Origin of the sequence: Noviherbaspirillum suwonense (genome assembly GCF_900182955.1) — a bacterium.
GTDB lineage: Bacteria > Pseudomonadota > Gammaproteobacteria > Burkholderiales > Burkholderiaceae_D > Noviherbaspirillum_A > Noviherbaspirillum_A suwonense.
The window spans coordinates 142,408-162,543 of sequence record NZ_FXUL01000011.1 but is presented as its reverse complement, the minus strand read 5'-3'; the positions used below and the strand labels follow the sequence as shown (position 1 = coordinate 162,543).

Here is a 20,136-nt window from a genome sequence, read left to right as displayed (position 1 = left end):
AAGTGGCCGTTGCCGTTGCAGTGAATCCCCGTTAGATGGCGACGCGTCGCCATCTAACGGGGATTCACTGCAACGGCCACTTCAAAGGCAACAGCCACTGCCACAGCAACGGCCAGTTCACAAACAACGGCAACGGTCGCTGCGCGGGGCTAACTGCAACGGCAACGGTCGCTGCGCGGGCAACTGCTTTGGTCGCTGCGCGAAACTGCTTTGTTTAAAGGTGGCTTTTCGGCTTGATAGGCTGTGGCTTATTAATTCCGGCTCGGCGCCATCTCGCCCTGGCTGTCCCCCGGCACCGTGCGCAGCCACTGAACCAACGCCTGCGCATCGCGAAAGTTTTCCAGCACGATGCGCTCCATCTCGTCGCCAGTCATGCCAGCGACGCTGCGCTCGTTCCAGACGATGAAGCTCTTGTGCCGGATGTAGTCGGCATGCGGGGTGTCGGCGTCGAAGCCCTTGGGTGGGCGGGTCAGCTTGCCTTCGGTTTGCAGGTCGCCGTAGGCGGCGCGCAGCTTGCGGTTTTTCAGCATGGCGGAGAAGCCGTCGGCGTCGGCGATCACCTGGCGGCGTATCTGTCGCAGGCGGTCGGGCGGCGGCATGTACTCGCCGCCGGCGATCAGGAGCTGGCCGGTTTCGTCGACGTGGAAATAGTAGGCGGGGCCGCCGCCCTGGCTGGGCTTTTTCAGGCCGCTGGCGGTGATGGCTGCGGAGAAGTGGGTCTTGTAGGGCTTGGGGTCGCGGGCGAAGCGCAGGTCGCGGTTGATGCGGAACAGGGCTTTTTTCGGATTGCAGGCTGCTACCGCGGGGTCGAACCGGGTAATGCCGGCGATCAGCCTTGTCGTCATTTCCAGGAACTCGGCGCGCAGGATGTCGTAGCGCGGCTTGTTCATCACGAACCAGGCGCGGTTATTGTTCTCGGCCAGTTCGGCCAGGTATTGGGCGAGGTCGCGTACGTGCATCGCTTACTCGGCCGGCGCGGTCTGCATTTTCGGGCGGGTGCCGACGGTGACGTCGAGGCTGGCCTCGGCGTTCTTGCGCAGCACTTTCATCCCGGCCTTCTTGCCCGGCTGGAGCTGGGCGATCACGTTGAGCATGTCCGTCGTGTCCTTGACCGGCTGGCCGTCGACCTCGATCAGGATGTCGCCGGGCCGCATGCCGGCGCGGTCGGCCGGGCCGTTGCGCAGCACGCCGGCGATGATGGTGCCCGACTTGCGCTCCAGGCCGAAGCTTTCGGCCAGTTCGGGCGTGATGTCCTGCGGCTCCACGCCTATCCAGCCGCGCACCACCTGGCCGGTGCGGATGATGGATTCCATCACGGTCTTGACCGTCGTCACCGGGATCGCGAAGCCGATGCCGAGCGAGCCGCCTGTGCGGGAATAGATCGCGGTGTTGATGCCCAGCAGGTTGCCGTTGGTGTCGACCAGCGCGCCGCCCGAATTGCCCGGGTTGATCGCGGCATCGGTCTGGATGAAATTCTCGAAGGTGTTGATGCCGAGGTGATTGCGGCCCAGCGCCGAGACGATGCCCATCGTGACCGTCTGGCCGACGCCGAACGGATTGCCGATCGCCAGCACCACGTCGCCGACCCGGGTCTGGTCGAGCTGCGCCAGCGTGATCGCCGGCAGGTCCTTGAGGTCGACCTTGATGACGGCCAGGTCGGTCTCCGGGTCGGTGCCGACCAGCCTCGCCGCTGCCTTGCGCCCATCCGCCAGCGCGATCTCGATTTCGTCGGCCGATTCCACGACGTGGTTATTGGTCAGGATGTAGCCTTCCGGGCTGACGATGACGCCGGAACCCAGGCTGGACTGCTTTTCTTCCTGCTCGCCCTGGCGTTCGCCGAAGAAGCGGCGCAGCAGGGGGTCTTCCATCAGCGGATTGCGCGACGTCTTGGCGCCCTTGCTGGTAAAGATATTGACCACCGCCGGCATCGCCCGCTGCGACGCCTCGCGGTAGGAACCCTGGTGCGGGCTGGGCGGCGCGATGGCTTCCTGCATCGGCACGGTCGAATTGTTGAGGCGCACCTGCTGGGCGCCGCCGCCGATGCGCGGCGCCCAGTCGGGCTTCAGGGTCGCTACAATGAACCACAGGGCCAGACCGATTGTGACGGTTTGGGCAAACACTAACCAGAGACGTCGCATAAAGAAGAAGGGTGGTAAACGGTGAGTGAGCAATCAGTGGATCGCGAGCAGCTGTCGGAATATCTGGCTGGTCTGCTTGATATCAGGCGCATCCGTGATTTTAGCCCAAACGGCCTGCAGGTCGAGGGCCGCGGGCGCATCGCGAGGCTGGTCACCGGCGTCACCGCGAGCCTGGCGCTGATCGAGGCGGCGCTGGCCGACCGGGCCGACGCCATCCTGGTCCATCATGGCTATTTCTGGCGCGGCGAGGACGGCCGCATCACCGGCACCCGCCGCCACCGGCTGCGCAGCCTGCTGGCCAACGACCTGAACCTGTACGCCTATCATCTGCCGCTCGACATGCACCCGGAGCTGGGCAACAACGCGCAGCTCGGGCGGCAGCTGGGCCTGGTGCGCGACGGGCAGTTCGGCGAGAACGATCTGGGCTGGCTGGGCCTGCCCGACGACCCGCAATTGCGCACGGTCGGCGAGCTGGCGGCCCGCATCGGGCAGCGCCTGGGCCGCGCGCCGCTGCTGATCGGCGATCCGCAGCAGCCGGCCGGCCGGGTCGGCTGGTGCACCGGCGCCGCGCAGGGCTATCTCGACGACGCGATCGTCGCCGGCGCAAACACCTACCTGAGCGGCGAGATTTCCGAACAGACCGTTCACCTGGCGCGCGAATCCGGCGTCGCCTATCTCGCCTGCGGCCACCATGCGACCGAGCGCTACGGGGTGCAGGCGCTGGGCGAGCACCTCGCGGCCCGGTTCGGCATTCAGCATCGCTTCATTGATATCGACAATCCTGTCTAGTCCGCTCAGCGCCCAACCTGCATGGAAAGCGCTGGCAGCTTGTGCCTTTCATTGCGTCGCATCATGAAACGGTTGTGGCCCTGTCATGTTTCGCGGGTCGCCGTTACGAAAGCGCCGGCTTTCTCAAGAGGGTGCGGATTGCCGGCCGACATGCCTACAGGCAGCCGTCCACGGTCCGCGCCAAAGCGTTCACCACAACGCCGACCATTGGACAGACAGGAAAAATGATGATGATGGCGCAACCAGCAGTCCGTAAACCGATCAACGTCGTGATCGTCGAAGACGACAACGTCACCCGCAAGGTCTTTTCCGCAGCAATCGAATCCGAGCCGGCGCTGCGGCTGGTCGGCGCATTCGACAGCGTCCGCCCGGCGCTCGAATGGCTGAAATCCACGCCGGTCGACCTGCTGCTGACCGACCTGGGCCTGCCCGACGGCTCGGGCATCGAGGTCATCCGCGCCTGCGTGGGCCATTGGCCGCGGTGCGGCATCATGGTCATCACCATGTCCAGCGACGACGCCAGCGTGCTGGCCTGCATCGAGGCCGGCGCCGCCGGTTATGTGCTCAAGGAAGCCGGACGGGTGGATATCGTGCGGGCATTAATGGAGCTGCATTCGGGCGGCTCGCCCATTAGCCCGGTAATCGCCCGTAAAGTCTTGTCCCAGTTGCGCGATGCGATCCCCACGTTCGCCGAGGAGGACGGACGCGTGCTGCTGACGCCGCGTGAAACCACTGTCCTCGACCTCATCGCGCGCGGTGACAGCTACGGCGGCGTCGCCAGGATGCTGTCCGTCTCGGTGGGCACGGTGCAGACCCACGCGAAGAACATCTATGCGAAGCTGGCGGTGCATTCCCGCGGCGAAGCGGTGTTCGAAGCGCAGCGGCGCGGCCTGCTGCGCATGACCGCGCTGAAAGCCCGTCCCTAGCGCGGAATGTCGGTCCTGCGCAGCGCGTCCCGGATCTCGCGCAGCAGCATGATGTCCTCGGACGGCGGCGCGGCGGGCGCCGCGTCCTCCACTTCCTGCTGGCGCCGGAACGACAGCGTCCTTGCCTTGTTGATCAGCCTGACCATCTGGAAAATGATGAAGGCGAGAATCAGGAAGTTCAGCAGGATCGTGATGAAATTGCCATAGGCGAGCACCGCGCCCGCCTTTTTCGCTTCGACCAGCGTCAGGTTCATCGCCTGGTTGTTCAGCGGAAGGTAGTAGTTGGAAAAATCCAGGCCGCCGAATATGCGTCCTACCACCGGCATGATCACGTCCTGCACCAGGGAGTCGACAATCTTGCCGAACGCCGCGCCTATGATGACCGCGACCGCCAGGTCCACCACATTGCCCTTGATCGCAAATGCCTTGAATTCCTGAATCATGCCCATCTGCCGTCCCTCCGTTGAGTTGTGCGAAAAAATTGTAATGTATTTAATGGTTGGTAGCACTGATTCGTTCACCGAACTTCAAAATCACGCAGCGCGGCTGCCATTCGAATGCCGGCCGGACTAAGGGCATGCACGTTAATTGCGCGCGGAAAGATGTATTTTCTTTAAAACAGTGCGGCGCTCCGATATAATTTAAGGTTGCTAGAAGTTTCGTACAGATTTCGCATTTTGACTGATTGGGGTTGGTATGAGTAACGATAAGCAGGTTGACTCCGGTCGACGTGTGCTGCTGGCTACCACTTGTGCGGTGGGCGGTGTTGCAGGACTGGCGACGGCAGGCGCATTTGTGTCGACGTTCCAGCCTTCGGAGCGCGCAAAGGCAGCCGGTGCGCCGGTGGAAGTGGACATTGCCGGCATGGCGCCGGGCGAACTCAGGACTGTCGAGTGGCGCGGCAAGCCGGTCTGGATTCTGAAGCGTTCGCCTGAAATGGTGGCGGGGCTGCCCAAGCTGGACGACCAGCTGGCCGATCCGAAGTCCCAGCGCAATCCCGATGAACTGACGCCGGAATATGCGCGCAACGAGTACCGTTCCATCAAGCCGGAATACCTGGTTGCCGTCGGCATCTGCACCCATCTCGGCTGTTCCCCGACCACCAAGCTGCAACCCGGCGCCCAGCCTTCGCTGCCGGAAGACTGGCAGGGCGGCTTCCTGTGCCCATGCCACGGTTCGACCTTCGACCTGGCCGGACGCGTCTTCAAGAACAAGCCGGCTCCTGACAACCTGCAGGTGCCACGGTATATGTTTGCCGGCGACACCAAGCTCGTGATCGGCAAAGACGAGAAAGGTGAGGCATAAATCATGGCATTCGTCGAAAAGAAGCTGCCGGCCGACGCGCCTGTCAGCGCAAAGGCCCTGAACTGGGTCGACTCCCGTTTCCCGCTCTCGAAGCTGTGGAACGACCAGTGGGGCCAGTACTACGCGCCCAAGAACTTCAACTGGTGGTACATCTTCGGCTCGCTGGCGATGCTGGTGCTGGTGATCCAGATCGTGACCGGCATCTTCCTGGTCATGCATTACAAGCCGGACGCGAACCTGGCTTTCGCTTCCGTCGAATACATCATGCGCGACGTGCCGTGGGGATGGCTGGTGCGCTACATGCACTCGACCGGCGCATCGGCCTTCTTTATCGTCGTCTACCTGCACATGCTGCGGGCGCTGATGTACGGCTCCTACCGCAAGCCGCGCGAGCTGATCTGGCTGTTCGGCGTCGGCATCTTCCTGGCGCTGATGGGCGAGGCCTTCTTCGGCTACCTGCTGCCATGGGGCCAGATGTCCTACTGGGGCGCACAGGTGATCGTCAACCTGTTCTCCGCGATTCCGTTCATCGGTCCCGACCTGTCGCTGTGGATACGCGGCGACTACGTGGTCTCCGACGCCACGCTGAACCGCTTCTTCGCCTTCCACGTCATCGCCATCCCGCTGGTGCTGCTGGGACTGGTGGCCGCGCATCTGATCGCGCTGCATGAAGTGGGTTCGAACAATCCCGACGGCATCGAAGTCAAGGACAACCTGGGTCCGGACGGCCACCCGCTCGACGCGATTCCATCGCATCCTTACTACACCGTGCACGATGCGTTCGGCGTGACCATCTTCCTGACCATCTTCAGCGCGGTCGTGTTCTTCGCGCCGGAAATGGGCGGCTACTTCCTGGAGTACAACAACTTCCTGCCAGCCGACTCGCTGAAGACCCCGCCGCACATTGCGCCGGTCTGGTACTTCACGCCGTACTACTCGGTGCTGCGCGCAACGACGTCCCAGTTCATGTATGCGCTGATCGCCGGCGTCGCCGCCTACGTCGCGCTGCTGATGCTGAAGTCGCGGCTTTCCGGCAGCATCAAGCTGATCGCTGCGGTCATCGGCCTGGTCGTCATCGTCGGCATGCTGTTCCTGGACGCGAAGTTCTGGGGCGTCGTGCTGATGGGCGCATCGGTGGTGATCCTGGCGCTGATGCCCTGGCTCGATCATTCGCCAGTGCGTTCGATCCGGTATCGCCCGACCTGGCACAAGTATGTCTACATCCTGTTCGGCATTGCTTTCGTGACCCTGGGCTACCTCGGCGTGCAGGCGCCTACCGCGGGCCGCACCCTGGTGTCGCAGATCTGCACCTTCATCTACTTCGGCTTCTTCCTGCTGATGCCATGGTGGAGCCGCGCCGGCCAGTTCAAGCCGGTACCGAGCCGCGTCACGTTCCATCCGCATTAAGCCGCAAAGGATCACAAGAATGAAATTCCTGAAAAAAATGATTGCGGCCCTGGTCCTGCTGCCCTCGCTTGCGATGGCAAGCGAAGGCGGTTTCCCGCTGGACCATGCGCCGGAACGCACCGACCTGGCTTCACTGCAGAATGGCGCCAAGCTGTTCGTCAACTACTGCCTGAACTGCCACTCCGCGTCGGCAATGCGCTACAACCGCATGCGCGACATCGGGCTGTCGGAAGACCAGATCAAGGCCAACCTGCTGTTTACCACCGACAAGGTGGGCGACCTGATGAAGTCGGCGATGACCCCGGCCGACGGCAAGGCCTGGTTCGGCGCCGCGCCGCCGGACCTGTCCGTGATCACCCGGGCCAAGGCGTCCGAGGCGGGCAGCGGCCCTGACTACATCTATACCTACCTGCGCACCTACTACGCCGACAGCACCCGGCCGACCGGCTGGAACAACCTGGTCTACCCGAACGTGGCGATGCCGCACGTGCTGTGGGAACTGCAGGGCGTGCGCAATGCCAAATTCGTCGAGGAAAAAGACGCGCACAGTGGCGAAACCGTCCACAAGTTCGTCGGCTTCGAGCAGGTCAAGCCGGGCAAGCTGTCCGCGCTCGACTACGATGCCGCGGTAGCCGACCTGGTTGCCTACATGAACTGGATGAGCGAGCCGGCGCAGAACACGCGCCGCCAGCTTGGCGTCTGGGTGCTGCTGTTCCTCGGTATACTGCTGGTCCTGGTGTGGCGCCTGAGTGCCAGCTACTGGCGGGAAGTGAAGTAAAAAAATCAGGCTGCCGCCTGTCCGGAACGGGCTTGCGGCAGGTGATCCAGGGGTGAGGCGTTCCGGCCTCACCCTGTTTGTTTTTAAGGAACTGCAAAAATGATGGTTCTCTACTCGGGCACGACCTGCCCATTCTCCCAGCGCTGCCGCCTGGTCCTGTTTGAAAAAGGCATGGACTTCGAGGTGCGCGATGTCGACCTCTTCAACAAGCCGGAAGACATCTCCACGATGAACCCGTATGGCCAGGTGCCCATCCTGGTCGAGCGCGACCTGGTGCTGTACGAGTCCAACATCATCAACGAATACATCGACGAGCGCTTCCCGCATCCGCAACTGATGCCGGCCGACCCGCTGATGCGCGCCCGCGCGCGGTTGATGCTGTTCAACTTCGAAAAAGAGCTGTTCGTCCACGTCCACACGCTGGAAAACGAAAAGACCAAGGCCGGCGACAAGAGCCTGGAAAAGGCGCGCAACGAGATCCGCGACCGCCTGACCCAGCTTGCGCCGCTGTTCCTGAAGAACAAGTACATGCTGGGCGACGAATTCTCGATGCTGGACGTGGCCGTTGCGCCGCTGCTGTGGCGCCTCGACCACTATGGCATCGAGCTGTCGAAGACTGCAGCGCCGCTGATGAAATACGCCGAACGCATCTTCTCGCGCCCGGCCTATATCGAAGCGCTGACGCCGTCCGAAAAAGTGATGCGCCGGTAATTGCTGTTGCCGTCCGTGCCATCCTGTCCCGATGTGCATCATGGCGCCGGCGCAAGCCGGGCCATGACGCCCGGGACGGCCTACTGTTATGCCAGCTGGACAACCTGAACCATGTCAGAAACGTCAACCAAACCCTATTTGCTCAGGGCCATCTACGAATGGTGCACCGACAACGGCTACACGCCGTACCTGGCCGCGATGGTCGACGGTGAAACCCAGGTGCCGCTGGAATTCGTCAAGAACGGCGAAATCGTGTTGAACATCAGCTTCAGCGCGACCAGCGGCCTGAAAATGGACAACGACTTCATTCATTTCCACGCGCGTTTCGCCGGCGTCTCCCGCGAAATCTTCGTGCCGGTGAATAACGTTGTCGCAATCTACGCCCGTGAAAACGGGCAGGGCATGGCCTTCGAAGTCACCCGCAAGCCCGAACCCGAAGCCGCGCCCGAAGCGCCCCCGGTCGCCGAAACGCCGACGCTGACCGCCGTGCCGACGCCGCAGGCCGACACTGCTGAAAGCCAGTCATCCGACGCGCCCGACGACACCCCCGATCCGCCGAAAAAGGGCGGCGGCCGCCCTACACTGACGCGTATCAAATAACGTATAATTTCGCTCTTTGCCGGCTTAGCTCATCAGGTAGAGCACATGATTTGTAATCATGGGGTGGCGGGTTCGAGTCCTGCAGCCGGCACCAGTTAATTCAAGCACTTGGCCCAGCCCACAAGGTTGGGCTTTTTGTTTTCCGATGCCCTGTAAAGGCCCGGACAGGCTCTGCTGGCAGGCAATTTTGAAACGGGCTGGTTGATATCCCGGTCTGGTCCGGGATCGAGGCAATCGGCACGGCATTCATGCCGTGTTTTCTTCATGACACAGGCCGTGCGACATTAAGCGGCGAATCGCGGCAGCGCCATGCTTGCGGCCCGCGTTTCCGTGGAAGCACGCACATCGAGAAGATGGGCGATTTGTCCCGGAACGCGGCTCCCCTCCGAAAGCCGCGCCGGATGTAAGGCGTGCGGAGGCTTAAAGAGCCTTCCTTCTGCGCAGGTTAAGCAAGCCCACCAGGCCTATTCCGAACAGGGCCAGGGACGCCGGTTCCGGCACTTGCGCCGAGGCGACTTCGAAGTTGGATGTCGTCGTGACCCCGTTTATCGTCCATGAAATGTTATCCACGGCGCCGCTGTATGCATTCCAGCCACTGCCGACGCCCGAACTGAACCCGATGATCGTCGCATTCGGAAAATAAGCTTTCCAATCGCCCAGGGTGCTGTCGTACGCGTAAGTATTACGTATCGATGGAAAAATTGTTCCCTACGCCGAGGCCGAAGTTCCAGACAAAGGTGGAATCCGAAACAGTGTCGCTGACCCACTGGTCGACCGGCATGCCAAGATTATTGTAAACGCGCTCGAATACCAGGCCACCCCGATCGCCCACGGTTGCGAGATTGCCGTCCGCGTCGAGCAGGACGCGCAGCGACGGATGCTGGCGGTTATCGGCAACGCTGACGGAATCGCGGTACCAGTCATACGACATCGTCGTCAGCGACGACAGCAGGCCGAGGGAAGTTGTCGACACATAATTGCCGTTCAGCAGTATTGCGCCGGGCAAGTACTCGATGTCTGCCTTGCCGTTGTGGGGTGCGGTGAACGATACCGATCCATTGCCTGAGCGCGGATAGTCAGTATCGATGCCGATGTTCGCACCTGCCCGGACGTTGTTGTAATACCAGCCGCTGCCAACGATGGCCATGCCCTGGTTGCTTTCAGACGTATTGGTGAAGGAGTCGCCGGCAGGGTTGTTGGCGGTGACAACCGCAGCATGGGCTGCCGGCAGTGCCATCAGCGTTGCCAGAGCCAGTGCAGGAATGGACAGTATCGAGGTTTTCAAGGGTGTCTCCAGTAGATTGAAATGAAGGATCGATACTTTTGTCATAGCAATAACTGTTCCATTTGGAAATAGTTGTTGTTTATTAATGAGTTGCCAAAAACCAATCAAATTGCGGTGCCTGTCTTGTAAAAAATCCTGACATCGACTGGAAGGTGCATGGTCATCGCCAGCAGCCCGGAAGGCAGAGAGGCGCCGCCCAGACTGGACACGCCAGCAGATCGACCGCCTGGTTCGACGCCGGAACGCACTAACTCGCCCAGCGCACCCGACAGCCCATTCCAGCCGCGAGCGGAATGGCGCAAGTCATCTCGATGGTCAGCCGATGGGGTGAATGAATAACAACGCGGTTCTGCCGCAGGCATGCGCATCTGGCGCATCGGGACAACCGCCTGGCCGCCGGACGTGGCCGGCGCTGCCGGGATCAGGCGCCGAACCCGTCGGCCTTCAGCAGCGCGCTCCAGCGGCCCGCTTCGGCCAGCAGCGCCTCGTCCATGCCCCTGGCCGCGACAAACGACAGGCTGGCCGGCTTGCCGTCGACCTGCCCGACCGGCATTGCCAGTTGCGGCAGGCCTGCATGGCCGGCGATCGAGTTGATCGCGAGGGCGGCTTCGTAGAATGCGCCGATGGCGGCGCGGCTGGCGGACTTGCGGAGCGAGGACACCGGCACGGTCGGCAGCACCAGCACCGTCCCGTCCGCCAGCAGCGCATCGAGGCGCCTGGCGATGTCCAGGCGCAGCGCCTGCTGGGCGAGGATGTCGTCGTCGGCGATGTCCATCACCGACGCGAAGCGGGGCGCAATGTCCGGGCCGAACAGCGGCTTGCTGGCGGCGATCCAGTCGCCCAGCGTCTGCCGGATCTCCGCGCCCTGCAGGACCTGGTAGCAGGCCTGCCATTGCGGCGCCCGGCCGGCGAACACGTCGACCGATGTGCCCGCGCCGAGCGCTTCCGCCGCGCTGCGCAGCAGGGCCGCGCAGCGTGGTTCCGCCATCGCCAGGACATCCGCGGCCAGGAGCAGCCGCCGGACCGGCATGACGACGCCGGGGGCATCGAGCAGCGCGCGGCCCGTGTCGGCCAGCAGCGCGGGCGAGCGGGCGAACCAGCCTACCGTGTCGTAGCTGGGCGCGAACGGCAGCACGCCGTCCAGCGGCACGCGCCCGTGCGTCGGCCGGAAGCCGTAGATGCCGCAAAAGGCGGCCGGCACCCTGACCGAGCCGCCGGTGTCGGTGCCCAGCGCAACGTCGGCCAGGCAGGCCGCCACCGCCACTGCCGATCCGCTCGACGAGCCGCCCGGCAGGCAGTCCGGCAGCAGCGGGTTGACCGGCGTGCCGTAGTGCCAGTTGCGGCCTTCCAGGCTGAAGGCGAGTTCGTCGGTGATGGTCTTGCCGCAGACATGGGCGCCGGCGGCCAGCAGCGCGGCCACCGCCGGCGCATGCGTCGCGGCCGGCTCGTGGCTGGCTGCCCAGTGCGGGTTGCCGCCGCCGGTGACGGCGGCGGCAATGTCGATCAGGTCCTTCACGGCCAGCGCCATCCCGTCCAGCGCGCCGCAACCGCTGGCCGGCACGGTGCAGCGCGCGCCGGGCACGAAAGCGCCGAACAGGTCGGGCGGCGCGGGCATCATGCGGGCCGTGCGCTTTCCAGCCCGGCCAGCACGCTGGCGCTGTCGGTGGTGAAGCCGAAGCATTTCTTCACATTCCATACCGTGGCTTCCGCGCAGAAGTCGGGCGAGGTGGTGGCGCAGCAGTCTTCCACCAGCAGGCAGCCGTAGCCGAGGAAGTTGGCGTCGCTCAGCGTGTGCAGCACGCACTGGTCGATGTTGACGCCGGCGAACAGCACGGTGCGGATCGCCATGTTGCGCAGGATGCTGTCCAGCGGCGTGTCCCAGAAGCCGCTGATCCGGTACTTGTCGACCCGGATGTCCGTCGGCTCGGGCGCCAGCTCGTCGACCACCGCCGCCGCCCACGAGTCTTTTTCCAGCACCGGCGCGGCATTGCTGCGCAGCGGGTCGCCGAGGCCGGTGCCGGCGCCGGAAGGCTTGTACAGGTGGATCTGGTTGGGCGGCATGTTGGCCAGGTCGGCGCGGTTGCCCCAGTTCAGCCAGATGACAGGCACGCCGGCCTGGCGCAGCGCAGGCAGAAGGCGCTGCAATGGTGCGATCGGTGCACGGTTTGGTGTCGGATCGCCGCCGATTTCGTGGACCCATCCATCTTTGGTGCAGAAGTCGTTCTGCATGTCGACCACGACAATGGCGGTCTGGCGCAGGTTCAGCAGCACGGACTGCGGCTGGCAAGCGATGCGCGCCAGCACCGGGCGCGGCGGCGGCACGGCCATGTCCACTTCGGCCGGGCTGGCGCGCCACGCGGTGTTGGGGCTATGGCCCAGCATGCCTTCGGCTGGCCGGGCGAGGAGAGGGACGGCATCGGGCATGGAATTCTCCTGGATGGGGGCGATGCGGCAATGGCATCGAAATTGCTATGAATGGGAATCGCTGTGAATGACATGACGCAAATCGATTTCCCCCCAATGCAAAAGGAGTGCCAGATGGATCGCAATTCGCCACATCGCCGCCGACTCATCCTGTCCCTGTCGGCGCTCGCCATGGCAACCGTCGTGGGCGCCGCGCACGCGGCCGACCCGGTCAAGGTCGGCGTGCTGATTCCCGGCTCCAAGTCGGACAAGGGCTGGATGGAATCCGGCTACACCGGCCTGCAGCAGGCGGAGAAGGAATTCGGCGGCAAGATCAAGGTGCAGATGATCGAGAACATTAACTATGCGGACATGGAGCAGGCGCTGACCAACCTGGCGTCCAAGAACGACCTGGTGATCGGCATCGGCGGCCAGACGCAGGCCGCGGTGTTCAAGGTGGCCAAGCGCTTCCCGAACAAGAAGTTTTCTATCGTCGGCGGCAACCAGGGCGAGTCCGCGCCCAACATCGCGGGCTACGACGTCAAGCAGGCGCAGATCGCCTACGTGGCCGGCGCCGCCGCGGCGATGCTGTCGAAGAACGGCGCGGTCAGCTATGTCGGCGGCATGGAGATTCCTTCTATCGTCAACGCCGGCAAGGAATTCGGCAACGGCGCCCGCGCGATCAATCCGCAGATCAAGTACGTGGAAAACTACACCGGCGACTTCGACAATGTGTCGAAGTCCAAGGAAGCCACGCTGGCCGCCATCGCGCAGGGCGCGGACGTGCATTACCACATCCTCAATCTCGGCCTGCGCGGCATGGAGCAGGCTGCGAAGGAAAAGGGCACGCACATCATCGGCAGCTACACCGACCGCTGCGGCAGCGACCCGCTGTATGTCGCCTACAGCATCACCGGCGTCGGCTACCAGGTGCATTACGCGATTGCGCAGACCGTCGCCGGCGCCTGGAAGCCGGGCTACAAGGCCTTCGGCCTGGCCATGGGGCCGGAAGCGTCCGACATGACGATCTGCGGCGCCAGCGCCGAGCAGAAAGCCAAGCTGCAGCAGATCAAGAAGGACATCATGGACGGCAAGATCAAGGTGCTGGAAGGCTAGCCGCATGCATGCCGCCTTCGCCCCATCGACCGCCGCCGCGGTTGCCGCCATGGCCGCCGCCATCGCGCGGGAAGACACCGACGGCGCCTGGCTGCAGCTCAAGGGCGTGGGCAAGCGCTTCGGCGCGATGACGGCGCTGGACCAGGTCAGCCTGGACATCCGCGCCGGCGAGATCCATTGCCTGCTGGGTGAAAACGGCGCCGGCAAGTCGACGCTGTGCAACCTGGTGTTCGGCGTGCATGCGCCCGACAGCGGCACGATGCTGCTGGACGGCGCGCGCTATCGGCCCAAGGGCCCGGCCGATGCGCTGACCCGCGGCATCGCGATGGTGCATCAGCATTTCAGCCTGGTCGAGGACCTGACCGTCGCCGACAACCTGCTGCTGGGGCAGGCGCGCGGGCTGCTCAGGCGGCGCGCGGCAGCCGAACGCATCCGCGCGCTGGTCGCGCAGTACGGGCTGGAACTGGACCCGGACGCGGCCATCGCCGACCTGTCCGTCGGCGAGCGGCAGCGCGTGGAGATCGTCAAGTGCCTGATGCGCGAACCGCGGCTGCTGGTGCTCGACGAGCCGACCGCGGTGCTGCTGCCCGACGAGATCGCCGCGCTGCTGGCGGTATGCCGGCGCGTCGCCGACAGCGGCTGCAGCGTGGTGCTGGTGACCCACAAGCTGGCCGAGATCAGGCAGGTGGCCGACCGCGTGACCGTGCTGCGTGCCGGCCGCACCGTGGCGACGTCGACCGCGCCGGCCGAGGACATCGACCGCCTGGTGGCGGCGATGATTGCGCGCGACGGCGCAGCGCCGCCGCAGGGACAGCGGCAGCAGGCGCCGCGGCCGCCGCGGCTGCCGTCAAACGATTTGCGCGACGAAGTGCTGCAGGTCGACGGCCTGACCGTGACCGATGCGCACGGCGCGCTGCGGCTGGACAATTTCACGCTGGTGGTCAACCGCGGCGAGATCGTCGGCATCGCCGGCGTCGAAGGCAATGGCCAGACCGAGCTGGCGGGCGCGCTGTCGGGCATGATCAGGCCGTCGGCCGGACGCTTCTTCGTCGGCGGCAGGGCGCTCAACGGCAGCACGCCGCAGGACATCACCCGCGCCGGCGTCGGCATCGTGCCCGAGGACCGGCACGCGGTGGGCTGCGTGACCGGCCTGTCGGTCGCCGAAAACATTTTCCTGAACCAGCTGCACAGGTTCACCCGGCGCGGCCTGCTGGACCGCGCCGCGATGCGCCGCGCCGCGCGCGAACTGATGCGCCGCTTCGACGTGCGCGCGGCCAGCGAGGACGTGGCCTTCGGCGGCCTATCCGGCGGCAACCAGCAGAAGGCCGTGCTGGCGCGCGAGCTGACGCAGGACGGGCTGGCGCTGCTGGTCGCCGCGCAGCCGACCCGCGGCCTCGATGTCGGCGCGGTGGGCGCGGTATACGACCATATCCGCGCGGCCCGCGACGCCGGCGTCGCGGTGCTGCTGATCTCGTCCGAACTCGATGAATTGCTGGCGGTGGCCGACCGCATCGTGGTGCTGTACCGCGGCCGCATCATGGGCACTTGCCCGGCCGGCGCCGACCAGCGCGAACGCATCGGCGCGATGATGGCGGGGCAGGCCCATGGATAAGGTCCTGCGCCCGCACCTGGGCCTGAAATTACCGCTGTCGCCCGCGCAGCTGATGCCGCTGGCGGCGGTGGCCGCCGCGCTGCTGCTCGGCGTCGTGCTGGTTGCGCTGACCGGCGTCCCGGTCGGCGAGGCGCTGTCCGCCTTTGCCGACGGCGCCTGGGGTTCGCCCTATGCGATCGGCGCGTCGGTCAACCGTGCGGTGATCTTCGCGCTGGTCGGCATCGGCTTCGTGCTGGCCGACCGCGCGCGCCTGACCAATGTCGGCGGCGAGGGCCAGATCGCGGTCGGCGCCATCGCCGCCACGGCCGTGAGCCTGTACGGCGGCGTGCAGGGCCTGCCGCTGGGCCTGGCCTTCATCCTGCCGCTGCTTGCCGGCACGCTGGCGGGCGCCGCCTGGGGCGCGCTGCCGGGCGTGCTGAAGGCGCGCGCCGGCACCAATGAAGTGATCAGCACGCTGATGCTGTCCTTCATCGGCGTCTGGCTGCTGTACTGGTCGGTGCAGTCGGACCGGCTGCTGCGCCAGCCGATGACCAATTCCGGCACCTTGCCCGAGTCGCTGGAAATCCCGGCGGCGACCAGGCTGCCGTTCTTTTTCGGCGACGAATCGATGCCGCTCAACGTCGGCCTGCCGCTGACGGCGCTGCTGGGCCTGCTGGTGGCCGCGGTGCTGTCGCGCACGCTGTTCGGCATCCACCTGCGCGCGGTCGGCCTGAACCCGCTGGCCTCGCGCCAGGCCGGCATGCCGATCGCCCGCACCGTCATGCTGGCGATGACGGCTGCCGGCGCGCTAGGCGGCCTGGCCGGTGCGGTCATGCTGCAGGGCGACCAGTACGCGCTTAAGAGCGGCTTCTCGTCCGGCTACGGCTTCGACGGCCTGGTGGTTGGCCTGCTGGCGCGCGGCTCGATACCGGGCGTATTCGCCGGCGCGCTGCTGTTCGGCTTCCTGCGCTCGGGCGGCATCAACATGGAAATGGCGGCCTCGGTGCCGTCGGCGCTGGTGCAGGTGGTGCAGGGCCTGATCATCCTTACCGTGGCCGGCGCGGCGCTGTGGGCCGACCGCAAGGGAGCCGGCCAATGAACTGGGAACTGTCCGCGGTCTTCATCGGCTCGGCGATCCGCTTCGCCACGCCATTGCTGCTGGGCGCCACCGGCGAGCTGGTCAGCCAGCGCGCCGGCGTGCTCAACATGAGCCTGGAAGGCATGATGCTGACCGGCGCCTTCGCCGGCGCGGTCGGCGCATGGGCCACCGGCGACCCGATGACCGGGCTGGCTCTGGGCATCCTGGCGGTGCTGCCTGTCGCGCTGCTGCAGGCCTTCCTGTCGATCACGCTGCGCGCCAACCAGATCGTGACCGGCATCGGCATCAACATCCTGGCGCTGGGCGGCACGACGCTGGCCTACCGCGAGATTTTCGGCAGCCGCTCCAGCGCGGCGATACCGGGGCTGGCGAAATGGTCGCCGCCGCTGCTGCGCGATATCCCGCTGGCGGGCAACCTGGTGTTCGAGCAGGTCTGGCTGTTCTACCTCGGCCTGGTCGTCATCGCGCTGACCGCCTTCATGATGCGCCGCACCGCGCTGGGGCTGGCGCTGCATGCGGCCGGCGCCGCGCCGCGCGCGGTCGACAAGTCGGGCCTGTCGGTGACGGCGCTGCGCTATGGCGCCGTGCTGTTTTCGGGCGTGATGGCGGCCGTCGCCGGCTGCTTCATCTCCATCGGCGACATCCATACCTTCACCGAGGGCATGACCAGCGGCAGCGGCTACCTGGCGATCGCCGCCATCATCTTCGGCAACTGGAAGCTGGGACGCATGCTGCTGGCCTGCCTGCTGTTCGGCGCGGCGACCGCGCTGCAGTTCTTCCTGCCGACCATCGGCGTGCAGGTGCCCAGCGCGCTGCTGATCATGCTGCCCTACCTGCTGGCGCTGCTGGCGGTGGCGGGGCTGATAGGCCGGCAGACCGCGCCGGCCTACCTGACCCAGGCCTACCAGCGCGGATGAATGCGGCGGCGACAGGCATGCCGGCCCGGCCGCGGCGCCAGAACGGCATCCACGGCCATTACCCACGGAGCGGAAATGAATGACGGTCAGAACGCGGCATATGTCCATGAAGCCCTGCTGCTGCAGGGGTATCGCCTGAGCGCGGAACAGGAAGCGGGCGTCGCCGCGCAGTTCGCCGGCATCGCGGCCATCGCCGCGGTGCTGATGCAGCAGGAACTGGACCTTGCGCTGGAGCCGGCGCCGGTGTTCCTGCCATGATGCGCAGCGCGCTGGACATGGCCGCGCAGGTGCGTTCGGGCGCGGCCAGCGCCGGGGAGCTGCTGGCCGACGCCGAGGCGCGCATCCGCGCGCGCGACCCGGCGTTGAACAGCTTTACCCGGCTGACGCTCGATCGCGCCCGCGGCGAAGCGGCGGCCGTCGATGCGCTGCGGGCCGCCGGCAAGCGCCTGCCGCCGCTGGCCGGCGTGCCCTATGCGGTCAAGAACCTGTTCGACATCGAAGGCGAGGTCACGCTGGCCGGCGGCCAGGTCAACCGCGACAACCCGCCGGCGGCCGCGGACGCCGAGCTGGTGCGACGGATGCGCGAGGCCGGCGCGCTGTTGGTCGGGGCCCTGAACATGGATGAACATGCGTATGGCTTCACCACCGAGAACACGCACTACGGCACGACCCGCAACCCGCACGACACAAGCCGCATCGCCGGCGGCTCGTCGGGCGGGTCGGCTGCCGCCGTCGCCGGCGGCATGGTGCCGCTGACGCTGGGCTCGGACACCAACGGATCGATCCGCGTGCCCTCGTCGCTCTGCGGCATCTTCGGCCTCAAGCCCACGTATGGCCGGCTGCCGCGCACCGGCACCTTTCCCTTCGTGCACAGCCTCGACCATCTCGGGCCGTTCGCGGCCGATGTCAACGACCTCACCGTGGCCTACGATGCGCTGCAGGGGCCGGATGCGCGCGACCCGGCCTGCGCGCAGCGGCCGGCGTCGCCGGTGTCGCCGCTACTGGACCAGCTTTCCATGCTCCAGGGCAGCCGCGTCGCCGTGCTGGGCGGATGGTTCCAGCGCTGGGCCGGCGACGCCGCGCTCGAAGCGGTGGAGACGGTCGCGGCTGCACTGGGCGCCTCGCGCAGGCTCGAATGGCACGGCGCCGAAGCGGCCCGCTCGGCCGCCTTCGTCATCACCGGCGCGGAAGGCGGCGCGCTGCACCGGGCCCGGCTGATCGGGCGCTATGACGACTATGAACCGCTGTCGCGCGACCGCCTGGTGGCCGGCTCGCTGATGCCGGCGGCCTGGCTGGCGCAGGCGCAGCGCGTGCGCCGCCGCGCGCATGCGGAAGCGCTGGCGCTGTTCGCCGATGCCGACCTGCTGATCGCAGCGGCGACGCCGGTGCAGGCCACGGCGGCCGGCGCCGCGATGTTTTCCATCGGCGGACGGGAACTGCCGCTGCGGGCCAGCATGGGCCTGCTGACCCAGCCGGTGTCCTGCATCGGCCTGCCGGTCTGCACGGTGCCGCTGTGGCCGGCCGCGGGCGAGGCCGGCTTGCCGATCGGCGTGCAGCTGATCGCCGCGCCGTGGCGCGAGGACCTGTGCCTGGCGGCGGCCCGCATGCTGGCGCGGCAGGGCGTCGCCTATTCACGAGAGAGCGGAGCGTAGACGATGCAAGCTGAAACGACAGGACCCGCCGGCATGGCGCGGATCGACGCGGTGCCCTATGCCTACCTCTATCCGCCGGCGCGCACCGCACTGGTCGTGATCGACATGCAGCGCGACTTCATCGAGCCGGGCGGTTTCGGCGCCGCGCTGGGCAACGACGTGGCGCAGCTCGCGCGCATCGTGCCCGCGGTGGCCGCGCTGCTGGCATTCGCGCGCAGCCGCGGCATGCTGGTCGTGCACACGCGGGAGTCGCACCTGCCCGACCTGTCCGACTGCCCGCCGGCGAAGCGGCTGCGCGGCGACCCGGGCCTGCGCATCGGCGACAGCGGCGCGATGGGCCGCATCCTGGTGCGCGGCGAGCCCGGCAACCAGATCGTCGACGAGGTCGCGCCGCTGGCCGGCGAAGCCGTGATCGACAAGCCCGGCAAGGGCGCCTTCCATGCGACCGGCCTGCAGGCGATGCTGGACGCGCGCGGCATCAGCCACCTGCTGCTGGCCGGCGTCACCACCGAGGTCTGCGTGCAGACCACGATGCGCGAAGCCAATGACCGCGGCTACGAGTGCCTGCTGGTGGAGGACGCGGCCGCCAGCTATTTCCAGGCCTTCCATGACGCCACGGTGGCGATGATCAGCGCGCAGGGCGGCATCGTCGGCTGGACCGCGCCGCTGGCCGCGGTGCTGGCGTCGCAGGCATAGCACGCATTGCGGCCAGCACCTTTGATGGCGTACCGGGCGAGGCCGACGGCTCCGGTACGTCGGCATGGCTCGTAGGCTCGTAGGGTGCAATAAGCGCAGCGCATTGCACCAATGGTCGCTTAACCACCGCCGCCCATTCGCAACGCATGGTGTAATGCACTAACGCTTATTGCACCCCACGGCGTTTCATCGGGCCTTGCGGTCCGGTACTGGTATAAGATCACCGGATTCCAAGACAGCCATCCATCCGGGTCCATCCATGCGCCGCATCACCATTTCCGTCGAGGACAAGCTGGCCGAGCAGTTCGACGAGCTCATCGAAGGCCACGGCTACCAGACCCGCTCCGAGGCCTTCCGCGACCTGCTGCGGGGCCGGCTCGAAGTCGAGCGCAAGAACACCAACGAGGCGCAGCACTGCGTCGCCAATGTCAGCTATATCTACAACCACCACGAGCGCGAGCTGGCGAGCCGGGTGGCGATGCTGCAGCATGACCACCATGACATCTGCGTGTCGACCATGCACGTGCACCTGGACCATCACAACTGCCTGGAGACGCTGGTGCTGCGCGGCCGCTACCGCGAAGTGAGCGCATTCGCCAACAGCCTGATCGCGCAGAGCGGCGTCAGGCACGGCAATATCCATATCGTCCCGGTCGACATGGAAACGCCCAGCAGCAGGCAGCACACGCACTTCCACTACCAGCCGAAGACCTGACGCCGCCC

General features: G+C 66.0%; 22 protein-coding genes and 1 tRNA gene. 16 read left to right on the top strand and 7 right to left on the bottom strand.

Annotation, left to right across the window (positions count from 1 at the left end; genetic code table 11):
• Nucleotides 1-251 precede the first annotated feature (251 nt).
• Together QOL82_RS15365 and QOL82_RS15360 are read right to left on the bottom strand one after the other, a co-directional pair.
• Nucleotides 252-959, bottom strand: a complete 708-nt coding sequence (locus tag QOL82_RS15365) for a DUF2461 domain-containing protein (RefSeq protein ID WP_283443164.1) — start codon at nt 957-959, stop codon at nt 252-254.
• A gap of 3 nt (nt 960-962) precedes the next feature.
• The gene (locus QOL82_RS15360) at nt 963-2,138 is read right to left on the bottom strand and encodes a Do family serine endopeptidase (protein WP_283443163.1); all 1,176 of its coding nucleotides are present in this window, start codon (nt 2,136-2,138) and stop codon (nt 963-965) included.
• Between the two features lie 21 nt (nt 2,139-2,159).
• Here QOL82_RS15360 and QOL82_RS15355 point away from each other — a divergent pair, with 21 nt between their 5' ends.
• On the top strand, nt 2,160-2,927 hold the full coding sequence (locus QOL82_RS15355; RefSeq protein ID WP_283443162.1) for a Nif3-like dinuclear metal center hexameric protein: 768 nt from the start codon (nt 2,160-2,162) through the stop codon (nt 2,925-2,927).
• Between the two features lie 230 nt (nt 2,928-3,157).
• The gene (locus tag QOL82_RS15350; protein ID WP_283443161.1) at nt 3,158-3,853 is read left to right on the top strand and encodes a response regulator; all 696 of its coding nucleotides are present in this window, start codon (nt 3,158-3,160) and stop codon (nt 3,851-3,853) included.
• On the opposite strand, the gene mscL is transcribed toward QOL82_RS15350, so the two are convergent.
• On the bottom strand, nt 3,850-4,302 hold the full coding sequence (mscL, locus tag QOL82_RS15345) for a large conductance mechanosensitive channel protein MscL (protein ID WP_283443160.1): 453 nt from the start codon (nt 4,300-4,302) through the stop codon (nt 3,850-3,852). The two genes, QOL82_RS15350 and mscL, sit on opposite strands and share 4 nt — an antisense overlap.
• A 247-nt stretch (nt 4,303-4,549) precedes the next feature.
• On the opposite strand from mscL, the gene petA reads away from it, so the two are divergent.
• From petA to QOL82_RS15315, 6 genes are all read left to right on the top strand, one after another.
• Complete coding sequence (gene petA, locus QOL82_RS15340; protein ID WP_283443159.1) at nt 4,550-5,158, top strand: ubiquinol-cytochrome c reductase iron-sulfur subunit; 609 nt, start codon at nt 4,550-4,552, stop codon at nt 5,156-5,158.
• On the top strand, nt 5,159-6,565 hold the full coding sequence (locus QOL82_RS15335) for a cytochrome b (RefSeq protein ID WP_283443201.1): 1,407 nt from the start codon (nt 5,159-5,161) through the stop codon (nt 6,563-6,565).
• 19 nt (nt 6,566-6,584) lie between these two features.
• A complete protein-coding gene (locus tag QOL82_RS15330; RefSeq protein WP_283443158.1) occupies nt 6,585-7,343 on the top strand; it encodes a cytochrome c1 in 759 nt (252 codons plus the stop codon).
• A 99-nt stretch (nt 7,344-7,442) separates the two neighbouring features.
• Nucleotides 7,443-8,054: a glutathione S-transferase N-terminal domain-containing protein gene (locus tag QOL82_RS15325; RefSeq protein ID WP_283443157.1), complete on the top strand. Its 612-nt coding sequence runs from the start codon at nt 7,443-7,445 to the stop codon at nt 8,052-8,054.
• A gap of 111 nt (nt 8,055-8,165) precedes the next feature.
• On the top strand, nt 8,166-8,654 hold the full coding sequence (locus tag QOL82_RS15320) for a ClpXP protease specificity-enhancing factor (RefSeq protein ID WP_283443156.1): 489 nt from the start codon (nt 8,166-8,168) through the stop codon (nt 8,652-8,654).
• Nucleotides 8,655-8,672: 18 nt separating this feature from the next.
• Nucleotides 8,673-8,748 (top strand) — tRNA-Thr (locus QOL82_RS15315).
• 326 nt (nt 8,749-9,074) lie between these two features.
• Here the strand turns inward: QOL82_RS15315 and QOL82_RS29260 are convergent.
• From QOL82_RS29260 to QOL82_RS15300, 4 genes are all read right to left on the bottom strand, one after another.
• Nucleotides 9,075-9,155 (bottom strand): PEP-CTERM sorting domain-containing protein, encoded by an 81-nt coding sequence (locus tag QOL82_RS29260; RefSeq protein ID WP_430438495.1) that lies wholly within the window; start codon nt 9,153-9,155, stop codon nt 9,075-9,077.
• Nucleotides 9,156-9,336: 181 nt separating this feature from the next.
• Entirely contained in the window at nt 9,337-9,939 is a 603-nt protein-coding gene (locus QOL82_RS15310) for a hypothetical protein (RefSeq protein WP_283443155.1), read from the bottom strand.
• A gap of 421 nt (nt 9,940-10,360) precedes the next feature.
• On the bottom strand, nt 10,361-11,557 hold the full coding sequence (locus tag QOL82_RS15305; RefSeq protein ID WP_283443154.1) for an amidase: 1,197 nt from the start codon (nt 11,555-11,557) through the stop codon (nt 10,361-10,363).
• Nucleotides 11,554-12,363 carry a cysteine hydrolase family protein gene (locus QOL82_RS15300; RefSeq protein WP_430438493.1) on the bottom strand — a complete coding sequence of 270 codons (810 nt, stop codon included), beginning with the start codon at nt 12,361-12,363 and terminating at the stop codon, nt 11,554-11,556. Before QOL82_RS15300 ends, QOL82_RS15305 begins: the two co-directional genes overlap by 4 nt.
• A gap of 171 nt (nt 12,364-12,534) precedes the next feature.
• On the opposite strand from QOL82_RS15300, the gene QOL82_RS15295 reads away from it, so the two are divergent.
• The 8 genes from QOL82_RS15295 to nikR all read left to right on the top strand — a co-directional run bounded on the left by QOL82_RS15295 (nt 12,535) and on the right by nikR (nt 20,128).
• Nucleotides 12,535-13,458 (top strand): BMP family protein, encoded by a 924-nt coding sequence (locus QOL82_RS15295; RefSeq protein WP_430438494.1) that lies wholly within the window; start codon nt 12,535-12,537, stop codon nt 13,456-13,458.
• 4 nt (nt 13,459-13,462) lie between these two features.
• A complete protein-coding gene (locus QOL82_RS15290; protein ID WP_430438491.1) occupies nt 13,463-15,070 on the top strand; it encodes an ABC transporter ATP-binding protein in 1,608 nt (535 codons plus the stop codon).
• Nucleotides 15,063-16,148 carry an ABC transporter permease gene (locus QOL82_RS15285; RefSeq protein ID WP_430438490.1) on the top strand — a complete coding sequence of 362 codons (1,086 nt, stop codon included), beginning with the start codon at nt 15,063-15,065 and terminating at the stop codon, nt 16,146-16,148. Before QOL82_RS15290 ends, QOL82_RS15285 begins: the two co-directional genes overlap by 8 nt.
• On the top strand, nt 16,145-17,065 hold the full coding sequence (locus QOL82_RS15280; RefSeq protein WP_283443152.1) for an ABC transporter permease: 921 nt from the start codon (nt 16,145-16,147) through the stop codon (nt 17,063-17,065). Before QOL82_RS15285 ends, QOL82_RS15280 begins: the two co-directional genes overlap by 4 nt.
• Nucleotides 17,066-17,140: 75 nt before the next feature.
• Nucleotides 17,141-17,323 carry a DUF4089 domain-containing protein gene (locus QOL82_RS15275; protein ID WP_283443151.1) on the top strand — a complete coding sequence of 61 codons (183 nt, stop codon included), beginning with the start codon at nt 17,141-17,143 and terminating at the stop codon, nt 17,321-17,323.
• Nucleotides 17,320-18,717: an AtzE family amidohydrolase gene (locus QOL82_RS15270; RefSeq protein ID WP_283443150.1), complete on the top strand. Its 1,398-nt coding sequence runs from the start codon at nt 17,320-17,322 to the stop codon at nt 18,715-18,717. Before QOL82_RS15275 ends, QOL82_RS15270 begins: the two co-directional genes overlap by 4 nt.
• 33 nt (nt 18,718-18,750) lie before the next feature.
• Nucleotides 18,751-19,413 (top strand): cysteine hydrolase family protein, encoded by a 663-nt coding sequence (locus QOL82_RS15265; protein ID WP_283443197.1) that lies wholly within the window; start codon nt 18,751-18,753, stop codon nt 19,411-19,413.
• 259 nt (nt 19,414-19,672) lie between these two features.
• Nucleotides 19,673-20,128: a nickel-responsive transcriptional regulator NikR gene (nikR, locus tag QOL82_RS15260; RefSeq protein ID WP_283443149.1), complete on the top strand. Its 456-nt coding sequence runs from the start codon at nt 19,673-19,675 to the stop codon at nt 20,126-20,128.
• Nucleotides 20,129-20,136: the final 8 nt, after the last annotated feature.